Annotated in this window: 16 protein-coding genes and 1 other RNA gene; 14 read left to right on the top strand and 3 right to left on the bottom strand. The window is 65.7% G+C overall.

Annotated features, from left to right (window positions below; all coding sequences use genetic code 11):
* Window positions 1-291 precede the first annotated feature (291 nt).
* The 3 genes from XdyCFBP7245_RS01465 to XdyCFBP7245_RS01475 all read left to right on the top strand — a co-directional run bounded on the left by XdyCFBP7245_RS01465 (window position 292) and on the right by XdyCFBP7245_RS01475 (window position 3,368).
* The gene (locus tag XdyCFBP7245_RS01465) at window positions 292-819 is read left to right on the top strand and encodes a YgjP-like metallopeptidase domain-containing protein (protein WP_104614054.1); all 528 of its coding nucleotides are present in this window, start codon (window positions 292-294) and stop codon (window positions 817-819) included.
* A 35-nt stretch (window positions 820-854) separates the two neighbouring features.
* On the top strand, window positions 855-2,111 hold the full coding sequence (locus XdyCFBP7245_RS01470) for a 2OG-Fe(II) oxygenase (RefSeq protein ID WP_104614055.1): 1,257 nt from the start codon (window positions 855-857) through the stop codon (window positions 2,109-2,111).
* Window positions 2,112-2,267: 156 nt separating this feature from the next.
* Window positions 2,268-3,368, top strand: a complete 1,101-nt coding sequence (locus tag XdyCFBP7245_RS01475) for a Glu/Leu/Phe/Val dehydrogenase dimerization domain-containing protein (RefSeq protein ID WP_104614056.1) — start codon at window positions 2,268-2,270, stop codon at window positions 3,366-3,368.
* A gap of 116 nt (window positions 3,369-3,484) precedes the next feature.
* Here XdyCFBP7245_RS01475 and XdyCFBP7245_RS01480 read toward each other — a convergent pair whose 3' ends face one another.
* Window positions 3,485-6,325 carry an autotransporter serine protease gene (locus tag XdyCFBP7245_RS01480; protein ID WP_104614057.1) on the bottom strand — a complete coding sequence of 947 codons (2,841 nt, stop codon included), beginning with the start codon at window positions 6,323-6,325 and terminating at the stop codon, window positions 3,485-3,487.
* Window positions 6,326-6,483: 158 nt separating this feature from the next.
* Between XdyCFBP7245_RS01480 and XdyCFBP7245_RS01485 the strand changes: the two genes are divergently transcribed.
* The 6 genes from XdyCFBP7245_RS01485 to XdyCFBP7245_RS01510 all read left to right on the top strand — a co-directional run bounded on the left by XdyCFBP7245_RS01485 (window position 6,484) and on the right by XdyCFBP7245_RS01510 (window position 11,673).
* Entirely contained in the window at window positions 6,484-7,659 is a 1,176-nt protein-coding gene (locus XdyCFBP7245_RS01485; RefSeq protein WP_104614058.1) for a thiolase family protein, read from the top strand.
* A gap of 123 nt (window positions 7,660-7,782) precedes the next feature.
* Window positions 7,783-8,124 carry a hypothetical protein gene (locus XdyCFBP7245_RS01490; RefSeq protein WP_104614059.1) on the top strand — a complete coding sequence of 114 codons (342 nt, stop codon included), beginning with the start codon at window positions 7,783-7,785 and terminating at the stop codon, window positions 8,122-8,124.
* 242 nt (window positions 8,125-8,366) lie between these two features.
* A complete protein-coding gene (locus XdyCFBP7245_RS01495) occupies window positions 8,367-8,693 on the top strand; it encodes an XAC1346 family secretion chaperone (protein WP_104614060.1) in 327 nt (108 codons plus the stop codon).
* 238 nt (window positions 8,694-8,931) lie between these two features.
* Window positions 8,932-10,653, top strand: coding sequence for a diguanylate cyclase (locus XdyCFBP7245_RS01500; RefSeq protein ID WP_104614061.1), 1,722 nt, complete (start codon window positions 8,932-8,934; stop codon window positions 10,651-10,653).
* Between the two features lie 97 nt (window positions 10,654-10,750).
* Window positions 10,751-11,311 (top strand): bactofilin family protein, encoded by a 561-nt coding sequence (locus XdyCFBP7245_RS01505; protein WP_104614062.1) that lies wholly within the window; start codon window positions 10,751-10,753, stop codon window positions 11,309-11,311.
* Entirely contained in the window at window positions 11,308-11,673 is a 366-nt protein-coding gene (locus tag XdyCFBP7245_RS01510) for a hypothetical protein (RefSeq protein WP_104614063.1), read from the top strand. The genes XdyCFBP7245_RS01505 and XdyCFBP7245_RS01510 overlap by 4 nt, the downstream gene beginning before the upstream one ends.
* Before the next feature lie 171 nt (window positions 11,674-11,844).
* On the opposite strand, the gene XdyCFBP7245_RS01515 is transcribed toward XdyCFBP7245_RS01510, so the two are convergent.
* Window positions 11,845-11,921, bottom strand: a non-coding RNA gene (locus tag XdyCFBP7245_RS01515) — sX9 sRNA.
* A 96-nt stretch (window positions 11,922-12,017) separates the two neighbouring features.
* Between XdyCFBP7245_RS01515 and XdyCFBP7245_RS01520 the strand changes: the two genes are divergently transcribed.
* The 5 genes from XdyCFBP7245_RS01520 to pdeM are packed head-to-tail and all read left to right on the top strand — an operon-like array spanning window position 12,018 to window position 17,997.
* Entirely contained in the window at window positions 12,018-13,034 is a 1,017-nt protein-coding gene (locus tag XdyCFBP7245_RS01520) for a ligase-associated DNA damage response exonuclease (protein ID WP_104614237.1), read from the top strand.
* Window positions 13,031-13,264 (top strand): hypothetical protein, encoded by a 234-nt coding sequence (locus XdyCFBP7245_RS24115; protein WP_104614064.1) that lies wholly within the window; start codon window positions 13,031-13,033, stop codon window positions 13,262-13,264. The genes XdyCFBP7245_RS01520 and XdyCFBP7245_RS24115 overlap by 4 nt, the downstream gene beginning before the upstream one ends.
* A complete protein-coding gene (locus XdyCFBP7245_RS01530) occupies window positions 13,261-14,865 on the top strand; it encodes an ATP-dependent DNA ligase (protein WP_104614065.1) in 1,605 nt (534 codons plus the stop codon). Before XdyCFBP7245_RS24115 ends, XdyCFBP7245_RS01530 begins: the two co-directional genes overlap by 4 nt.
* A complete protein-coding gene (locus tag XdyCFBP7245_RS01535; RefSeq protein ID WP_104614066.1) occupies window positions 14,862-17,363 on the top strand; it encodes a ligase-associated DNA damage response DEXH box helicase in 2,502 nt (833 codons plus the stop codon). Before XdyCFBP7245_RS01530 ends, XdyCFBP7245_RS01535 begins: the two co-directional genes overlap by 4 nt.
* Window positions 17,353-17,997 (top strand): ligase-associated DNA damage response endonuclease PdeM, encoded by a 645-nt coding sequence (pdeM, locus tag XdyCFBP7245_RS01540; protein ID WP_104614067.1) that lies wholly within the window; start codon window positions 17,353-17,355, stop codon window positions 17,995-17,997. The genes XdyCFBP7245_RS01535 and pdeM overlap by 11 nt, the downstream gene beginning before the upstream one ends.
* Before the next feature lie 339 nt (window positions 17,998-18,336).
* Here the strand turns inward: pdeM and XdyCFBP7245_RS01545 are convergent, their stop codons facing one another.
* Window positions 18,337-19,608 (bottom strand): FAD-dependent oxidoreductase, encoded by a 1,272-nt coding sequence (locus XdyCFBP7245_RS01545; RefSeq protein WP_104614068.1) that lies wholly within the window; start codon window positions 19,606-19,608, stop codon window positions 18,337-18,339.
* Window positions 19,609-19,613: the final 5 nt, after the last annotated feature.

The raw sequence follows: 19,613 nt of genomic DNA on the forward strand, positions 1-19,613 counted from the left end.
CGTGAATACAGCTGACACATACCGCCACACGCAGACGGCGTTCAGCGCTAACAGCGCACGGGTTTCCTGCAAAGACACTGCACGTTGACGCTTCGTCGACGTCACCAGGCAACTCGCGATCAATGCTGTTTTCAACACTGATCGAGTCGATAGCGACCACGCAGCAGGGGAGCTGATCGCGCTTCCCTGCATGAAACTGATGTCATTGACCGCAATCGTCGGGAACCATCCGAACGCTCTGCAGCGCGCCTGCTCCTCACGGTTAAGACAGATTCGCCAGCATCGGCGATCATGCAGCTCTTGCAGCAGTCGATCGCCATGGACACTCTTCGCTATCTCACCGGTTACCCGCCCGCCGTCCTGGATCAGGTGCGCGAGCTGATCGCACAGGACAAGCTCGCCGCGGTCCTGGCGGGGCGCTATCCGGAGCGGCACAGCATTCGCACCGATCGCCATCTGTACGATTACGTCAAGGCGATGAAGGAGCGCTACATGCGCTCCTCGCCCACCTTGCACAAGGCGATTTACGACAACCACCTGCAGGTGGTGAAGCATGCGCTGGGCACGCACACGGCCATCTCGCGCGTGCACGGCGGCCGGCTCAAAGCCAGTCGCGAAATCCGGATTGCCTCGGTGTTTCGCGATGCGCCGGAGCCCTTCCTGCAGATGATCGTCGCCCACGAGCTGGCGCACCTGAAAGAAGCCGATCACAACAAGGCCTTCTATCACCTGTGCAACCACATGACCCCGGACTATTACCAGCTCGAATTCGACCTGCGCCTGTATCTGACCCAGCTGGCACTCGCAGCAGACAGCTGATCGCGTTGCGCCGGCTCACGGATTAGGATGCAGCCATGCACGCCTCGTCGCTCGCGCAGCTCACCCTCGCCGCACAAGGCCGACAGCCCGCGGCCATCAATGCGTTGGCGCAGGCGCTGGTTCGCGCCGGTGAGACCGAACAGGCCCTGACCTGGTATGCCCGTGGCGCCGCCGCAGGCGATGCCACCGCCCAGATCGAAGCCGGCCGCATGCTGGCCTACGGCATCGGCGGTCCAGTGGATGTCGCTCAGGCCATCGCGTACTGGCAACACGCCGAGCGCAACGGCGTGGCTGCAGCGTCTTACCTGCTGGCGACGCTGGCTGTCGGCGAGGACGCTCTGCAACTGGGAACGCAAGCGCATGCGCGGTTGCACGCGGCTGCGGCGGCACACTACCCGCCGGCGCTGCGTGCGCTAGCCATTCAATCCGGTCGAATCGATCATCCGCAGCAGCAACAGCAATGCGTGCACCTGCTGGAGCAGGCTGCATCGGCCGGCGACATACCAGCCGCGGTGCTGCTCGCCGAGCGCCTGCTGCGCGGCGAAGGCGTTACCGCTCAGCCAGACGCAGCAAAACAACTGCTCCAGCAACTGCAGCCACTGGGTGTCTCGGCCCTGCCCGACGTGCAGGTGGCGCCCCCCGATGCGGTCGATGACAGCGCGCGCGAGCACATCCACTTCACCCCACGCAGCGCGCCGACGCGGCTCCACCAGTGTCCAACGATCGAAAGGCACTCCGCGGTGCTGTCCGCCGACGAGTGCCGGCTATTGATCCTGCTGGCACGCCCGCACCTGCGTGCGTCCCAGGTGGTCGATCCGGACGATGCAAGCAGCCAGCGCACGCCGATCCGTACCAGCCGCGGCGCCACGCTTGACCCGATTCTGGAAGATTTCGCCGCCCGCGCCGCGCAGGCGCGGCTGGCCGCCTGCGCACGGCTGCCACTGAGGCACGCCGAGCCGTTATCGGTGCTGTGTTATGCGCCAGGGGAGCACTACCGCGCGCATCGCGACTACCTGCCGGCAAGCAGGATCGCTGCAGATCGTCCCGCTGCCGGCAATCGGCAGCGCACCGTCTGCGTCTATCTCAATGCGGTCGAAGCAGGTGGCGAAACCGACTTCCCGGTCGCTGGCGTCAGCGTGCAGCCCGGCGCGGGGTCGCTGGTGTGTTTCGACAACCTGCACGCCGACGGCCGACCCGATCCTGATTCGCTGCATGCCGGCTTGCCGGTGGCCGCCGGGACCAAGTGGCTGGCGACGCTGTGGTTCCGACAGCAACGCTATCGGGATTGGTGAACAGATTCATACACTGCGCCCTGCCGACGTGGTTTAAAATGTTGCAGCGCGACGTGATCGGACAGGGTCTGCAGACGTCGCTTTTTTGTTTCCCCATTGCACGGGTCCAGGCCCGGGGCCAGGGGAGGCACATCACGCAGCCCCGCGGAGCCTTCGATGCTTTTCGAAACCCTCGATACCACCGGTCACGAGCAGGTGATCTTTTGCCACAACCGCGACGCCGGCCTCAAGGCCATCATCGCCCTGCATAGCACCCGGCTCGGGCCAGCGTTGGGCGGCGTGCGCATGCGCCCCTACCCCAACAGCGAGGCGGCGCTCGCCGATGCGCTGCGACTCAGCCGCACCATGACCTACAAGAACGCGCTGGCCGGGCTGAATGTCGGCGGCGGCAAGGCGGTGATCATCGGCGACCCCAAAACCGACAAGAGCGAGGTGCTGTTTCGCGCATTCGGCCGTTTTGTCGACACCCTGGGCGGGCGCTACATCACCTCCGAAGATGTCGGCACCGACGTCAACGACATGGAACAGATCTACCTGGAAAGCGAGTACGTCACCGGCGTGCATCAGGTGCATCGCGGCTCCGGCGACCCGGCGCCCTTCACCGCCTACGGTGCCTTGCAGGCGCTGATGGCCTCGCTCAATCGCAAGCTCGGTCACGAAGAAGTGGGCAAGGCGAGTATCGCGATCCAGGGCCTAGGCCACATCGGCATGGAACTGGTGAAGTTGCTCAAGGAACGCGGCGCAAAGCTCTATGTGGCCGATCTGAATCAGGCGCTGGTGGATCGCGCGGTGGCCGAGTACGGCGCCGAAGCCGTGCGCCCGGACGAAATCCATCAGGTGCCGGCCGACGTGTTCGCACCGTGCGCGCTGGAAGGTGCGATCAACGAGAACACGCTGCCGCAGCTCAAGGCCAAGATCATCTGCGGCACCGCCAACAACCAGCTCGCCAGCGCCGCCATCGGCGAAGAACTGCACAAGCGCGGCATTCTGTATGCGCCCGATTACGTGGTGAATGCCGGCGGGGTGATGAATGTGTCGCTGGAGATCGACGGCTACAACCGCGAACGCGCCATGCGCCTGATCCGCAGCATCTATCACAATCTGGAAAAGGTCTTTGACCTGTCCACGCAGTTGAACGTGTCGCCGCAGCAGGCAGCCGACCAGATTGCCGAAACGCGCATCGAGGCCATCAGCAAACTCAAACTGCCGCTGGGCCGCACCGCACCGCGTTTTTTGCATAAATTGCGCGGCGAATAAGCACGCCAACGCGCGGGCCGTGTTCGACGACCTGTGCGATGACGACACATGCGTTGACGCAATCGCCGACGCACGCATGACGCCCGGGCATTGCACCCGGGCGTCATGCACACCGATCAGAAATCGGCGCTGTACTTCAGGCTCACCGCGCGGTCGTCGCCGCGCTCGCCCACGCGTTGGTCGTAGCCGAAACGCAACTGGCTCTGCTGGCCCAACGGCGCCGAGGCCGCAATGCCGAACACACCGCCCGAGCGCGCCGGCTGCATGCCGCGCAGCGGCGCCCATGCCTCCACACCGATGAAGCTGGCATCCAGCATCAACCCCTGGCTGCTCAACGCCTGCTGCCATTCGGCATAACCGCCCAACTGCAGGCCGCGCCAGCGATAGGCCGAACGCATGCCGGCCAGCAGTTGCGTACGCGAGGACGTGCTTGCATCGGCACGCAGACCGAAACCATCGCCACCGCTTTCGCGGAACCCTTCGCTACGCAGACGCACGTAATCCAGGCCCATGTACGGCGTCAGCGACGCAGCTGCATGGCCCCAGCGATACCCGGTTTCCAGGTTGCCGCTGAGATAGCTGCCGCTGTAATCGCTGAAGGCACTGCTGCGGTCTTCGCCCAATTGCAGGGTGCGCTCGATCTGCCGGTTGACGTTACCGAAGCCCAGCTGGCCCAGCGTATACGCCGATCCCAGCGTGGTGCCCCAGTACAACTGCGCCTGCACCTGCCGATCGCGGCCGCGTGCGCCATCCAGATCGCCAAGGCTGTTGGAACGTGTTTCGCCGAAAGCAAAGCCTGTGACCGCACCAGACGCCAAACGCAGATCGTTGCCCATCATCCAGCCGGAGGTAGCGAATCCTGCGGTGGTCACCCCACCCTCGCCCGGCCCGCCCAGTGCACGCTGCCAGGTGCCCAGCAGGCGCGGCTGTTGCGACAGACCATCGAAATGCGCCGCCAACGCGCGCCGGTCCAGATCGATGGTGTCGAAGGTCATCGCCGCAGAGGCCGCATGCGCACGTCCAGACAGACTGCGCAGCGAATCCGCTGCGGTTTTGGCATCGGGTGATTGCTGCAACGCCGCCGCGGCACGAATGAAGTCGCCGCTGATGCCACCGTTGCCCTGCAGCTGCTGCGCATCGACCTTCTGAAACGCCTGTTCGACGCGAATTGCCGACTCCATCGATGCCGTGCCGATTGCGCCCAGCGATGCGGCGACGGCCGTGACATCCATGCGCTGCAGCGACACGAACGCGGTGTTGGTGTCGTAGCTCAGAGTGGCGTTGAGGAAGGTCACCGCCGGCCCGCTACTGAGCGTGGCGAAGGTTCCCTGCAAGCCATTGGTCGCCTGCAGCACCGGATAGATCGTGTTGTCGACGACGTAATTGCGCCGGCCAAGCAATTGCAGGTCGCCTGCAATGGTCGCGGTGCCGGCGACATTCACACGGTCGCCTACATTCAACGACAAACGGCCGTTGCTGGCCTGGGTGTAGTTGCCGTTGACTGAGAGCAACGCGCTGCCGACCTGCAACGTGCCGGCATTGTCGACGCGGCCGCCGACCCTGCCAGCTCCGACCAGGCTCGCCCCGTTGGCGATCCCCACCCGCGCGCTTTGCAGACTGGCCGTCTGCAAGGTACCGCCCAGCACCTGCGTGTCACCCGTGAAGGTATTGGCGTCGCTGCCCAACACCAACGTACCTGTGCCACGTTTGGTCAATCCACCGCTACCGCTGATGTCGTTGGCCCAGGTCGACCGTAAGGTATTGACCGTGACATCCACCGTGCCCCAGTCAAACCGCGCCGGCCCCAGTACCGCCTTGCCCACGTTGAGCAGGCCGTAACCGAATGTCGGATCGACGCCGGCCGCGCCCAGATCGGTGGCCGTTCCCAACAACGTCTGTCGGACCAGATCGTTGTTGAAATACGGAAATGCCTGCCACACCAATGCCGCCGCGCCCGAGACCAGCGGCGCGGCGAAGGAGGTGCCGCTGCCATAGAAATAGGTGATGTTGCTGGCGGTTGCATCGGGGTCGATAAATAGCGACGTGCCCGGTGCCACCAGGCAATACCGCATCGCCACGCCGCACGCGTTGGAATACGACGCCAGTTGGGTGGGGTTGGCGGTGTCCAGCGCGCCGACCACTAGCCAGCCGCGCTCCAGGTCTGCCGCCGGAAGCGTGCCGTTCGGACCCACCTGGCTGGGAAGCGCCGCCGTGTCGGACGGCTGCGCCCGCGACTCATTGCCCGAAGCGAACACCACCAGGCCATCGTTACCGATGACAAAGGCGCGATATTCCTGCGCGATCTGATTGGTGACCGTCGGGTCGTTCCAATACAGGCCGCCCCATGAGTTATTCATGATGCGCACACCGGCGCCGATCAGATCGGCATGCACTGGGCCCAGACCAAGCGGCCCGTCGACTTCATTGCCTTGGCCAGTGCCATCGTCCACCGGCGCGCGGTCGCTGATGATGCGCGCAGACACCAGGCCCGCACCGGGCGCAATACCGCCCGGCCATTGCCCCACCGCACGCCCGGCCGCCAGCTCGGCGACAACCGTGCCATGCCCGAGCACATCGCCCACGGCAACGTTGTTGGTGCGCGGGTCGACATAAAGGAAGCTGTCGCTCACCCGCCCCTGCAGGGCCGGATGATTGGTATTGATGCCGCTATCGATGACACCGATGCGATAGCCCGCGCCGGTGAAACCCAGCGCCTGCGCGGCACGTGCATTGGTCAACGCCAGATGCGCGTCGATTGCCGGTTCCGGTGTCGGTGCAGTGACCGGCGGTGGAGGCGGCGGCGGTGAGGTGGGCGGCGGCGGCGGCGGCGAGGTCGGTGGCGGTGCCGTCGGCGTGGTCGGACGAATACCGCCTCCGCCACCACCGCCGCCACATGCAGTCAACGCCACAGCCAACGCCGAGGCCAGGACAGTCCTGGCGACGTCTTTCTTCTTCATTCGTGTTCTCCCCGAACCCATTCCATGGATTGGGCCCCATCCCGGGCCCTGGTTCTCATCATATACGGCATCGCTTCGGGTCTGCAGCCGCACGTCAGCTTGCTGGCGCGAATCGGCCATGAGGCAGATAATCGTTTCACTTTAAACGGTATCCGCTCATGTCCGACATCGTCATCGTTGCTGCCAAACGCACTGCCATCGGCTCGTTTCTCGGTCAATTCAACGGGGTGCCGGCACCGACGCTTGCCGCCGCCGCCATCCAAGGCGCGCTGGCGCAATCGGGAATCGCACCGGCCGACGTGTCCGAGGTCATCGTCGGTTGCGTGTTGCCGGCCAATCTTGGCCAGGCGCCGGCGCGCCAGGCGGCCATCGCTGCAGGTATCCCGACATCCACCGGCGCCACCACCATCAACAAGGTGTGCGGCTCGGGCATGAAGGCGATCATGTTCGGACACGACCTGATCAAGGCCGGTTCGGCCAGCATCGTGGTGGCCGGCGGCATGGAGTCGATGAGCAATGCCCCGCACCTGTTGCCCAATTCGCGCACCGGCAATCGCTATGGCAATTTTCAAGCGGTGGACCACATGGCGTGGGATGGCTTGACCAATCCCTACGATGGCCAAGCGATGGGCGTGTTCGGCGAAGCCACCGCAGAAAAGTTCGGCTTCAGCCGTGCCGATCAGGATGCCTTCGCCATCGCCTCGGTCGAGCGCGCGCAGGCTGCGCAGCGCAGCGGCGCCTTTGCCGATGAAATCGTTCCGGTGACCGTGGCCACGCGCAAGGGCGAGATTGTTGTCGACAGCGATGAGCAGCCGGGCAAATCCGACATCGCAAAGATCCCGACCCTGAAGCCGGCCTTCAAGAAAGATGGCACTGTCACCGCAGCCAGCTCGTCGAGTATTTCCGACGGTGCGGCAATCACGGTGCTGATGAGCGCCGACGATGCGCAGCGCCGTGGCGTGACGCCGCTGGCGCGCATCGTCGGCCACGTCACCCATTCGCAGGCACCGGAATGGTTCACCACCGCACCGGTGTCGGCGATCCAGGCGTTGGTCGGCAAAATCGGCTGGCAATTGGACGAGGTGGACCTGTTCGAAATCAACGAAGCCTTCGCTGTTGTGGCGATGACACCGATCAAGGAACTGGGAATTGCGCACGAGAAGGTCAACGTGCATGGCGGTGCCTGCGCACTGGGTCATCCGATCGGCGCATCCGGTGCGCGCTTGGTAGTGACATTGGTGAATGCGTTGCGCACGCGCGGCGGCAAGCGCGGAATCGCGACGCTATGCATCGGCGGCGGTGAAGCGACAGCCATCGCTATCGAATTGATTTGATTGCCATTAACAGCGAATTTGCAAAGCTGAATGCGCATGCGCTTGACACTAGTCTTCGGGCCGTCATCATGTCGGGGGCGCGCAATAGCGCGTTGCCTAATCTAATCGACGAGGATTGAAACAATGACCATCAACAAGCTGCTGATCGCAATGGCTCTGGGCCTGGCCCTGACCGCTTGCTCGAAGCCGGAACAGGCTCAGGACGCTGCTGCTTCGGCTAACGAAGCTGCAACCGACGCTCAGACCGCTGCTGACCAGGCTGCTGCCTCGGGCTCGCAGTCGGCTGACGCCGCTCAGGCCGCTGCCAACACCGCCGCTGCTTCGGCCGACACCGCTGCTGACGCTGCCCAGGCTGCTTCCGGCGCCGCGACCGACGCTGCTGCCGACCAGGCTGCTGACGCTGCCAAGACGGCTGAAAACACCGCCGAAGCTGCTAAGGACACCGCCGAAGAAGCCAAGAAGTAATCACTTCTTAGCTCCAAGCGAGTTCGGAAAAAGCCGCTGGTTTCCAGCGGCTTTTTCTTTGCCTGTGATTTGACGCGCCGTTTGCGCACAAAGATGGATGCGCCGCGCCGGTGCGATTCAGACGCGTGGCTTGTCCCAGGCAAGCCTGCCCCACGCAGGTAGCAGGCCGCACCTTGACGCAGAGTGCATCGGCTCCTGCATAAGCTCCGCTCTCCAACACCGGAACAGGAACAGGACCACTAATGAAGACGATCCGCATGCTGTCGTTGAGCGCTATCGCCGCCCTCACCCTCGCCGCCTGTCAAGGCCCTGATGCCGAGCAGGCCCGTCGCGATGCCGCGTCCGCCGCCAAGCACGCTGCCGCTGCCACCGAGCAGGCCGCCGACCGCGCCGCAGTACAGGCCAAGGCCGCCACCGCCGATGCACGCGTAGCCGCACGCGAGATGGCAGCCGACGCCAGTCGCGCGACCGCCAACGCTGCCGATGCTACCGCCGACAAGACCCGCGAGATGGCCAACAAAGCTGAGCAGAATGCCGACAAGCACGATGCCGAGCATCCGCAGCACTAAGAACGACGAAAAACCCGCTGCGCTCGCCGGCAGGTGAGCGCAGCCCATCGCAAGAGTGGCGTTGCCCTATGCGCTTTGGGTGCTAGAGGGCCGGCCAGTCAGCTGCAGCTTGCAATGCACGTCAGCCGCTCTGAACCATGCATGTGCTGCGTCCACGCGCAGACAATTTCGTGCTGGCGCACACGTCTTGCGTGGAGATTGATCTCGTTTTGTCGAGCCCGGCACGCTAGCATTCGGCATGCCCACCTCCTTTACATCGCGGCGCCGCAATCAGTTGGCGCTGGTCTTCTCTGCGCTGATCTTTATCGCCATCGGCATCGGCATCTTTGTCGGCGCGCGCCGCTCGCTGGCCGATGCGGCGCTGGTTTCGCATACGCATGAAGTGATTGGGCGAGTCGACGAGATCCAGGCACGCTTGCTGGATGCCGAGTCGGCGCAACGTGGCTTCCTGCTCACCGGCAACGAGGCCTACTTACTGGATTACCAGACCAGTGTGGAACGCCTGCCGATCTTATTGAGCAATCTGCGCAGGTTGATTGTCGACAATCCTGCGCAAGAGCAGCAGCTGGATCAACTGCAAACCCTGGTGGAGACGCGGCTGCGGCAAATCCAGCACACGCTGGATGTCTATGCACAGGGCGGCCTGGAACCGGCACGCGCCGGCATCCGGCAAAGCGCGTTCCGCACCACCAGCGCCATCCGCGAGCAGGCGCTGACGATGGTGCAACGCGAGCAGGAACTGCTGGCGCTGCGCGCCGAAAGTAGCCGGCAAAGCGCCACCTTGTTGCTGACGCTGGCACTGGCCGGCATCCCGTTCGGGCTGCTGGTAGTCGGCGGTGTCTATGCGCTGCTGATGCGCGAACTGCGGCATCGCGCACAGGCCGAACGCCTTGCCGCAAATGCCAATCGCGAGCTGGGCGATAGCGTCGGTGCATTGCAGCGCAGTGCCGCCGATCTCACTCTGCTCAGCCGCTACACCGGCCTGCTGCAAAGCTGCATCAGCGCCGAAGAAGCGTTGGTGGTGACCAGCCGTACCCTGGCCAGCCTGCTGCCGGGCATTGCCGGCAGCGTGTACCTGCTGCGCGCCTCGCAGGATCGCGCCGAGGCGATCAGCCACTGGGGCGAGCCGCTGGTACAAAGCGCACCGCATCTGTTGCCGGAAGAATGCTGGGCATTGCGCCGCGGCCAGCCGCACATCATCGAAGACCTCGCGCGGGATGCGCCGTGCGCGCATATCGATACGCCGGACACCCAGGCACCGATCACCACCGCGTGCCTGCCGATGTCGGCGCAGGGCACACAGCTGGGCTTTCTGTTTCTGTCCTCGCCTGGTCCGGGTCCGATGCCGCGCCTGGAAATCGCCGAGGCAGCGGCAGAGCAATTGTCGTTGGCGTTGAGCAATCTGCGCCTGCGCGAGTCGCTACGCCGCCAGTCGATCCGCGATGCGCTGACCGGACTGTACAACCGCCGCTATCTGGAAGAATCGCTGAGTCACGAGCTGGCGCGTTGCGCGCGGCGCGGCCTGCCGTTGTCGGTGCTGATGCTGGACGTGGACCACTTCAAGCAGTTCAACGATAGCCAGGGCCATGCCGGTGGCGACCTGCTGCTGGCGGCGGTCGGCGACCTGTTGTTGACCCGGTTGCGCGCCGAGGACGTGGCTTGCCGCTATGGCGGCGAAGAATTCACCGTGATCCTGCCCGAGGCCGATGGCGAGGAAGCCGTGCGCGTGGCCGAGGAGATCCGCGGCCATATCGCGGCGCTGGCGGTCAGCGATGGCCAGCGCGCATTGCCGCGCGTCACCGCCTCGATCGGCGTGGCCAGCTTTCCGGCCGATGGCGAGCTTGGCGCGAGCCTGATCCAGAAAGCCGACGCAGCGCTGTACGCAGCCAAGCATCGCGGGCGTAACCGGGTCGAGCGTCATGGCGGTGACGCACCGCTCGGGACCGACGTCGGGGCTTGAGCAGGCACGTTGTCGATCCAGGATTGTGCAATTCGTCACACAAAAGATCGATTGACGCAGCGATAGTCGGCCTTGACCCCCGAAGCGAGGCAATCCGATGTCGATGTGGCGCGATCAAGGTCCCAACAAGAAAGACGGCGTTCCCGCAGCGCCGGATGCTCCTGCCGCCGATGGGCGGCTGTTCAATGCCGACGCCAGCCCTGCCCCGCCGGTACCGGCGGCCACCGCCACGCCCAGCGTCGTCCCCACCGCCGCGCCGCCGCAGCGCCAGAGCGAGGCCAAGGAATCGCTGATCGCCGCCGACATCAGCATCGAAGGCAAGATCGAAGGTGCCGGCCACGTGCGCCTGGCCGGCCGCTTCAAGGGCGACGTCAACGTCAAGGGCGATCTGACCATCGAACGCGGCGCCAAGCTCAATGGCGGCGTGCGTGCCAACAAGGTCATCATCGCCGGCGAGCTGGAAGGCAATATCGAATCGGCGGCACAGGTGGAACTGCAGACCTCCGGCGTGCTGGTGGGAGACGTCAAGGCCGGCAGCCTCACCGTGGCCTCGGGCGCCCGTATGCGCGGCCAGGCCGACTTCGGCTGGGGCGAGGACACCGGCAAGCCGGCAAGCGCCAGCAAGGCGACTGTTGGCGGCGATAACGACGCCACATGAGTGCACCCCGCCCGGGCACGCCCGGAGCCACGCGCAGCTGTCCGCATTGCAAGGCGACGATCCTGGAAAGCGCCATTATCTGCCCTGCCTGCAAGCACCATCTGCGCTTCGACTCGGCGGCTGCGCAACACGCGCAGCCGGCGCCCATCGTGCCGTTGAAGGTCGACGGCACCATCCGTCATCCCGCCGACGGCGATCCGTGGGAATACACCGTGGTGGTGGTGGTGCGTAACGGCAAGGGCGAGGAGATTCGCCGCCACGTGGTCGATGTGGGCGCGATGCACGCTGGCGAAGAACGCGGATTTACGCTGGCTGTGGAAGCAAGCGCGGTGCGCGGATCGGGGCGGCGAACACGGCATTAGCGCGCTGGGTGCGGCATCGCCGCTGTGGAATCAGACTGGCGCAGCGGCAGCGCAGTTTTCGCAACGCCAGTGACGCTGAGCACAACAGCGTCCCTGGTAAAACCGCGTATCGCTTCGCCATTGCGCGCCGACGCAGGCCGACGATCGGCATCGCACTCCAAAGCTTGCAGCGGCTAACAACACCTAGCGAGCAATCGTCAGGCGAGTGTAGGCGGCGCACTCAGAACCGGAGCGTACGCGCGATGGATGTCGATTCCGAACACCCGCCGCAGCCGCATGGTCGCAACGATGCGCGCCATTCCCATTCTCAGGATCTGCACACCGGCTTGGCCAGAGTTGCGGGCATGCGCAACGGCAACGACACGAACACACGCGGCGATCTGGTGGTGCTTGGCCCCGAGGGGCTGTATTGCCCGCAGGGCGACTTTCATATCGACCCCTGGCGACCGGTGCCGCGTGCGGTGATCACGCATGGCCACGGCGATCACGCGCGTGGCGGCATGGGCGAATACCACTGCACGCGCGACAGTCTGCCGATCCTGCAATGGCGGCTCGGCGAGCAGGTCTATCACACGCATGCCAATGGCGAAGCATTTACGTTGGGACACGCGCGCGTGTCGCTGCATCCGGCCGGACATGTGCTGGGCTCGGCGCAGGTGCGTATCGAAGTGGATGGCGAGGTCTGGGTGGCATCCGGCGATTACAAGCGCCAGCACGACCCCACCTGCACGCCGTTCGAAGTGGTGCCGTGCGACACCTTCATCACCGAAGCGACCTTTGGGCTGCCGGTGTATCGCTGGCCGGAGACATCCGATGTGGCGGCCGATATCGTCGCCTGGCGGCGCGAATGCGCCGAGCGCGGCGAGGCCGCTATTCTGTATTGCTACGCCTTGGGCAAGGCGCAGCGGGTGCTGGCCGAATTGCGCGCCTGGGACACGCAGCCCGCGCTGTTGCACGGTGCGATTGCGGCCGGGGTGGAGGTGTATCGCCAAGCTGGCATCGCGATGCTTGACACCCAACCGGTCAGCGAGCATGCGCGCGGCGCCGACTATGCCGGCCAACTGGTGCTGGCGCCGCCGTCGGCGGCGGGTAGCCCCTGGATTCGCCGCTTCCGGCATGCGCAACAGGGATTCGCCTCGGGCTGGATGCGCATTCGCGGCAATCGGCGTCGGCGCAATTACGACCGCGGCTTTGTGGTGTCCGATCATGCGGACTGGCCGGATCTGCTGCGCACCATCGAAGACACCGGTGCGCGCCGGGTGATCGCCACCCACGGCAATACCGATGCGTTGATCCAGCACCTGCGCGAGCGCGGCGTTGCGGCGGAAGCCTTCCGCACCGATTTTGGAGCCGAAGAATGAACCCGCTCGCCGTCTGCAGTAATGCACGCGCGCATGCGCGTCTGCGCTTGAGTGGCGCACTGGCGTTTGGCCGACACGCATTGGTCTGTCGCGTGCATCGCAGCGCGCCGGCCGCGTCAATCGGCCCACTCCGCCTGCAGCGCCGCGTGCGCATGTCAGGCGCATGTACTCGCCGTGCGCTGGAGCTATGCGCTGCAACTTCCGATACAACGCCACAGGCGCGGCCGTGAAGCGTTTTGCCGCGTTGTACCGCACCCTCGACCGTAGTACCGGCACGCTCGACAAGCGCGCTGCGCTGGTGGCTTATTTTCGCCAAGCGCCAGCGCTGGACGCGGCCTGGGCGCTGTATCTGCTGGCCGGCGGCAAGGTCGCCGGCGCACGCATGCGCATCGCCAGCAGCGGCGAGCTGCGCGAGTGGATCACCGACACCGCCGGCATTGCCGATTGGTTGGTCGCCGACAGCTACGACCATGTCGGCGATCTGGCCGAAACGCTGGCGTTGTTGCTCGACGACCCGATCATCGAAGCACCGGATCTGCCGCTGGCGGAATGGATCGAACAGCGCTTGCTGCCGGTCGCCAACCAAGACGTTGCGCTGCGCAAGGCATGCATCGTGCAGGCCTGGCGCAGCCTGGCCTTCGATGAGCGGCTGGTGTTCAACAAACTGTTGACCGGCGCATTGCGCGTGGGCGTTTCGCAGCGGCTAGTGCAACAAGCGCTGGCCGAACTATCGGGCGTGGACATCGCACGCATCGCCCAGCGCATGCTCGGTAATTGGCGACCGCACCCGACCTATCTTGCCGATTTGCTGACCAGCGAAGAACTGCCGGGCGATCGTCAGCAGCCCTATCCGTTCTTTCTCGCCTCGCCGCTCGACGCCGAGGTCGACACACTGGGCGCCATTGACGACTGGCTGCTGGAATGGAAATGGGACGGCATCCGCCTGCAGCTGATCCGGCGCGCCGGCGACGCGGCGCTGTGGTCGCGCGGCGAAGAACGCCTGGATGGCCGTTTCCCGGAAATCGAACACGCCGCAATGCAGTTGCCCGACGGCACGGTCATCGACGGCGAGCTGCTGGCCTGGCAACCGGAGCAGCCGTTACCGATGCCGTTCACCGCCTTGCAGACGCGCATCCAGCGGCTCAAGCCCGGCGCCAAGACATTGGCGGCCGCGCCTGCGCGCGTGGTGGCCTACGACTTGCTCGAACTGGACGGCGTGGATCTGCGCGAGCGCCCGTTGCACGCGCGGCGTGCGCTGCTGGAGGGCGTGCTCACCGCGCTCGACGATCCGCGCATCGTCGCCTCACCACGGGTGCAAGCCGGCGATTGGCACGCCGCCGCACAGCTGCGCGTACAAGCACGCGAACGCGGCGTGGAAGGGCTGATGCTCAAGCGCGCCAACTCGGTGTATCAGGCCGGCCGCCGACGTGGCGACTGGTGGAAATGGAAGATCGACCCGCTCACTATCGATGCAGTGCTGCTGTATGCGCAGGCCGGCCATGGCCGCCGCAGCACGCTGTATACCGACTACACCTTCGGGCTGTGGCACGAGGGGCAACTGGTGCCGATCGCCAAGGCGTATTCGGGCCTGGACGATGCCGAGATCCTGCAGCTGGACCGCTGGATTCGCGCCAACACCACCGAGCGTTTCGGTCCGGTGCGCGCGGTCAGCCCGCAGCATGTGTTCGAGCTGGGCTTTGAAGCGGTCAACCGCAGCGCGCGGCACAAATCCGGCATTGCGGTGCGGTTTCCGCGCATCCTGCGCTGGCGGCACGACAAGCCGTTTGCCGAGGCCGATCACCTGAGCAGTCTGCAGGCATTGGCGCGGTGACGGCGGCGCAGCAGGCACGCGGCACGCCATTGCAGCAGTGGCGCGACTGGTTCGCGCAGCGCGGCTGGGCGCCGTTGCCGTTTCAACGCGATGTGTGGAAGCGCTATCTCGCGGGCGAATCCGGCTTGCTGCATACGCCGACCGGGAGCGGCAAGACGCTGGCAGCATTCGGTGGCCCATTACTGGACGCCCTGGCCGCGCGTAGCCGCACCCTGCCGGTCACATCGGCCAAGCCTGCCGCTGCCGCACGCCGACAGCAGCAACGCAGCTTGCAGGTGCTGTGGATCACGCCCCTGCGTGCGCTGGCCGCCGACACCGCACGCGCACTACGCGAACCGGTGGAGGCGCTGGGACTGGAGTGGCAGGTGGGTTTGCGCACCGGCGATGCCAGCGCGCGCGACAAGCGGCTGGCACGCAGCGGCAAGCTAGATGTCTTGGTCACCACCCCCGAATCGCTGGCCTTGTTGCTGTCGTATCCGGACACCGCAGCGCAGCTGTCCGCGCTGCGCTGCGTGATCGTCGACGAGTGGCACGAACTGCTCGGCAACAAGCGTGGTGTGCTGCTGCAGCTGTGTCTGGCGCGCCTGCGCGGCTGGGCGCCTGCGCTGCGCATCTGGGGCCTGTCGGCCACGCTGGGCAATCTGGCGCAGGCACGCGATGTGCTGCTGCCGCATCGCCCCGATGCGGCGCTGGTGTCGGGGGTCAAACCGCGCGCCATGACGCTGGAGACGCTGTTACCCGACAGCGGCGAACGCTTTCCGTGGGCCGGCCATCTGGGTCTGGCGCAGTTGGCGCGCGTGCTGCAAAAAGTCATGCAGCAGCGCACCAGCCTGGTCTTCACCAATACGCGCGCACAGGCCGAGTTGTGGCACCAAGCGTTGAGTGCGGTATGGCCGGACGATCTCGCCACGCTTGCGCTGCATCATGGCTCGCTGGACCCCAGTCTGCGCGCCGCCGCCGAACAGGGGCTACGCGACGGCAGCCTGCGTTGCGTGGTCGCCACTTCCAGTCTGGATCTGGGCGTGGATTTCCCGGCGGTGGATCAAGTGCTGCAAGTCGGCAGTCCCAAGGGCATCGCGCGCCTGCTGCAACGCGCCGGCCGCGCGCGTCACCGTCCCGGCGAATCCGGGCATGTGGTGTGCGTGCCCTCGCACGCCTTGGAACTGGTCGAATACGCCGCGGCACGTCGCGCCATCAACCACGGCCATATCGAAGCGCGGCCGCCACCGCGTTTGTCGCTGGATGTGCTGGCCCAGCACTGCGTCACCCTCGCCCTGGGCGGCGGCTTCGATGCCGCTGCATTGTTCGAGCAAGTGCGCGGCACCGATGCCTTCGCTGCGCTGGACATACCCACCTGGAACGCAGTGCTCGACTTCATCGTGCAGGGCGGCAGCGCATTGGCGCATTACCCGGATTTCCACAAAGTGGTGCGCGACGAGAACGGCGTGTATCGCGTCACCGACCGCCGCGTCGCGCTGCGGCATCGTTTATCCATCGGCACGATCACCAGCGATGGCAGCGTGCGCGTGCAGTTCCTGCGTGGCGGCCGACTCGGTGCGGTGGAAGAACAATTCGTCGGCCGCCTGCGCCGCGGCGATCGCTTTCAATTTGCCGGACGTTTGCTGGAACTGGTGCGTCTGGAAGACATGACCGCCTACGTGCGTGTGGCCAAGGGCGGCAGCGGTGTGGTGCCCAAATGGATGGGCGGGCGCATGCCGTTGTCGTCGGCATTGGGCCGCGAAGTGGAAGCGCTGTTCGCCGCGCCCGGCGATGCGCCTGAAATGCAGGCGCTGGCCCCGCTGCTGCACTTGCAGGCATCGCTCTCGGCGCTGCCCGGCCCGGATCACCTGCTGGTAGAAAGCATCAAGGCGCGCGATGGCCGGCACGTGTTCGTGTATCCATTCGCCGGACGGCAGGTCAACGAAGGGCTGGCCGCGCTGCTTGCCGCACGCTGGGGCCGACGTCAGCGCAATACCTTCAGCTTCGCCGCCAACGACTACGGCTTTGTGCTCTCGCCCGCGCAGGATGTGGAGATCGACGCCGACGTGCTACGCGCCTTGCTGTCGCCGGCCGGGTTGTTGGACGATCTGCGCGACAGTCTCAACCTGGGCGAGTTGGCACGCCGGCAGTTTCGCGAGATCGCGCGCGTGGCCGGGTTGCTGTCGCCGTCCCTGCCCGGCCGTGCACCACGCAGCCTGCGGCAGCTGCAGGCCTCCAGCGGACTGCTTTACGACGTGTTGCAGCGCTTCGATCCGGAGCATCTGTTGCTGGCCCAGGCCGAGCGCGAAGTCTTTGAAGGCCAACTCGAACTGGCACGCCTGGCGCATGCATTGGAGGACTGCGCACGCCGCGACCTGCGCCTGTGCACGCCACGCAGCCTCACCCCGTTGTCGTTCCCGCTGTGGGCCGAACGCATGCGTGGTCAATTGAGTACCGAGGACTGGAAGGCGCGTGTGTTGCGCGCCGCCGAGCAACTGGAGCGCAAGCATGGGCGATAGCGTGCAGCTGCAGTTGGCCGGCGAAACGGTGGAACTGCTCGGCGAACGTGCCTTGTATCGACCAGCGCAGCGCGCCTTGCTGATCGCCGACCTGCATCTGGGCAAGGCCGATGTATTCCGGCGCGCCGGTATCGGCCTGCCCGCCGGCGGCACCGCGCACGATCTCGAGCGCCTGGATGCCCTGCTTGCGCAGCGCCAGGTCGAGGCATTGTGGATACTCGGCGACCTGTTGCATGGTCCTGCCCCGCGCGCGGCCTGGCATCGCCGTTGGAGCGCTTGGCGCGAGCAGCATGCCGAGCTGCGCGTGATTGCCATCCGCGGCAACCACGACCGCGCCGTGGCCGGTGCGGATCTGCAGATCGACGCGGCCGACGAACAGGTCGAAGACGGGCCGTTCGTGCTGCGCCACGATCCGTTGTCGCATCCCACCGGCCACGTGCTGTGCGGGCATCTGCATCCGTTGGCGGCCCTGCCGGGCTTGTCGCGGCGCTGGCCGGCGTTCTGGTTGCGCGAACGGCTCACCATCCTGCCGGCGTTCTCGCATTTCACCGCTGGCGTGGTACCGACACTGCTCGAAGGCGAGCGCCTGGTGGCCTGTGTGGGGGGCGATGCGGTGGCCTTGCCGGTGCGTTAGCCGCTGCGCTGCTGTGAGCGGCCAACAAACGAACTGCGCTCACTGCCAGGCAGGCACGGCCGGCGTTCGCTGCAACATGGATTCCTCGCGCACTCCTACTCGCGCACTCCGGTTCTGAGTGCGACGTCTACACTCGACGCCTGCTCGCCAGGCTTTTTAGCTGCTCCTGGCAACCGTGCGTACACCCGCTACGTCAGCGTTGCTAGGACGCGTGATGGCACCACATACACCACCCCGAACCATCGTCGAGCGGTGTGGCCGATACGCTCGACACCAAAGCATCCAACGATACCTGCCCCTTCCAACTACCCGCCACGCGGGGCGAGCACCTGCGTCCGCTCAGCCGCTGTTGGCGACGCTCTGCGGCCGTGGCAGCGCTTGCGGTAATGGTTGCGACAACGCGTCCACGAACTCCGGCGCCAGCGCCAACTTGCCGAACCAGCCATGCTGGGTGCCGCTGAGTACGCGCAGCATGTGACCACGACCGCCTGGTACGCGCCCCATCGGCTGCAGCAACAGATCGCGCCCGCGTGCCCACACATCGCGCTCGGATTGAAACAGCGGCGTGAGCCAGCGGCTCCAGCGGTGATAGATCGCCACATGCGCCTGGCGCTCGCGCTGATAGCGCTGCAAGGCGTCATCGATATCTTCGCCCGCGCGCAAGGCATCGCGCATGGCCAATGCATCCAGCAATGCCATGTTGACGCCCTGGCCCAGCTGCGGGCTCATCGCATGAGCGGCGTCGCCGGCCAGCACGAAACGGCCACGATGCCAGCGCGTCATCACCGCATCGCGGTAGCTGGCGCGTGCCAGCGCGGTGTGCACCTGCACGCTGTCCAGACGCAGATGCGCGTCCGGCCACATCTGCGCCACCTCATCGCGCCACGCGCCGATGCCGCGCTGCTCCCAGGCGGCGAAATCGCTGCACGGCAGGCTCCAGAAAAAACTCAGGCGCGGGATGTCGTCGCCAGGCCGCGTGCCTACCGGCAGCAGCCCGATCATCTTGCGCGCACCGATATAGCGCTGGCGCAGTTCGTCGACAAACGGCCAATCTTCGCGCGGCAACAGACACCACAGCGCGCCCCATGGATACACCCGATCCAGCCGGGTGCCCTGCACCTGCGCGCGGAGCGTGGAAGCCGAGCCATCGGCGGCGATGATCAGATCGTACGGACCATGCCATTGCCCGCGCTGGTCCTGCACGCGCCTACCCTCGTGATCGATGGCGGTGATCTGGGTATCGGTCTGCAGCTGCGCGTACTCGGGCCAGGCATCGCACAACAGCGAGAACAACGCACCGCGCTGCATGCCCAGACCCATCAGGCGGGCATCCAGATCGCGGTATTGCATGTCCATCACCGCGCGCCCGCAGGGCGTTTCGCCGTACAGGCGGCGCACCGGCGCGCCATGCATCAGGGCCTGCGACAACAGGCCCATCTTCCACAACACCTGCAGGCCGCTGGGCTGCAGCAGGAAGCCGGCACCGACCGGCCCCGGCTTGGCGGCGCGCTCGAAGACGTCCAGTCGATGACCATCGGCGCCCAGCAAGACCGCCAGCGCCTGCCCTGCCGTTCCATAGCCCACTACCGCAATCCGTAATGCTTGTTGCATCGTCC

It is taken from the genome of Xanthomonas dyei (assembly GCF_002939865.1).
Taxonomy (GTDB): Bacteria; Pseudomonadota; Gammaproteobacteria; order Xanthomonadales; family Xanthomonadaceae; genus Xanthomonas; species Xanthomonas dyei.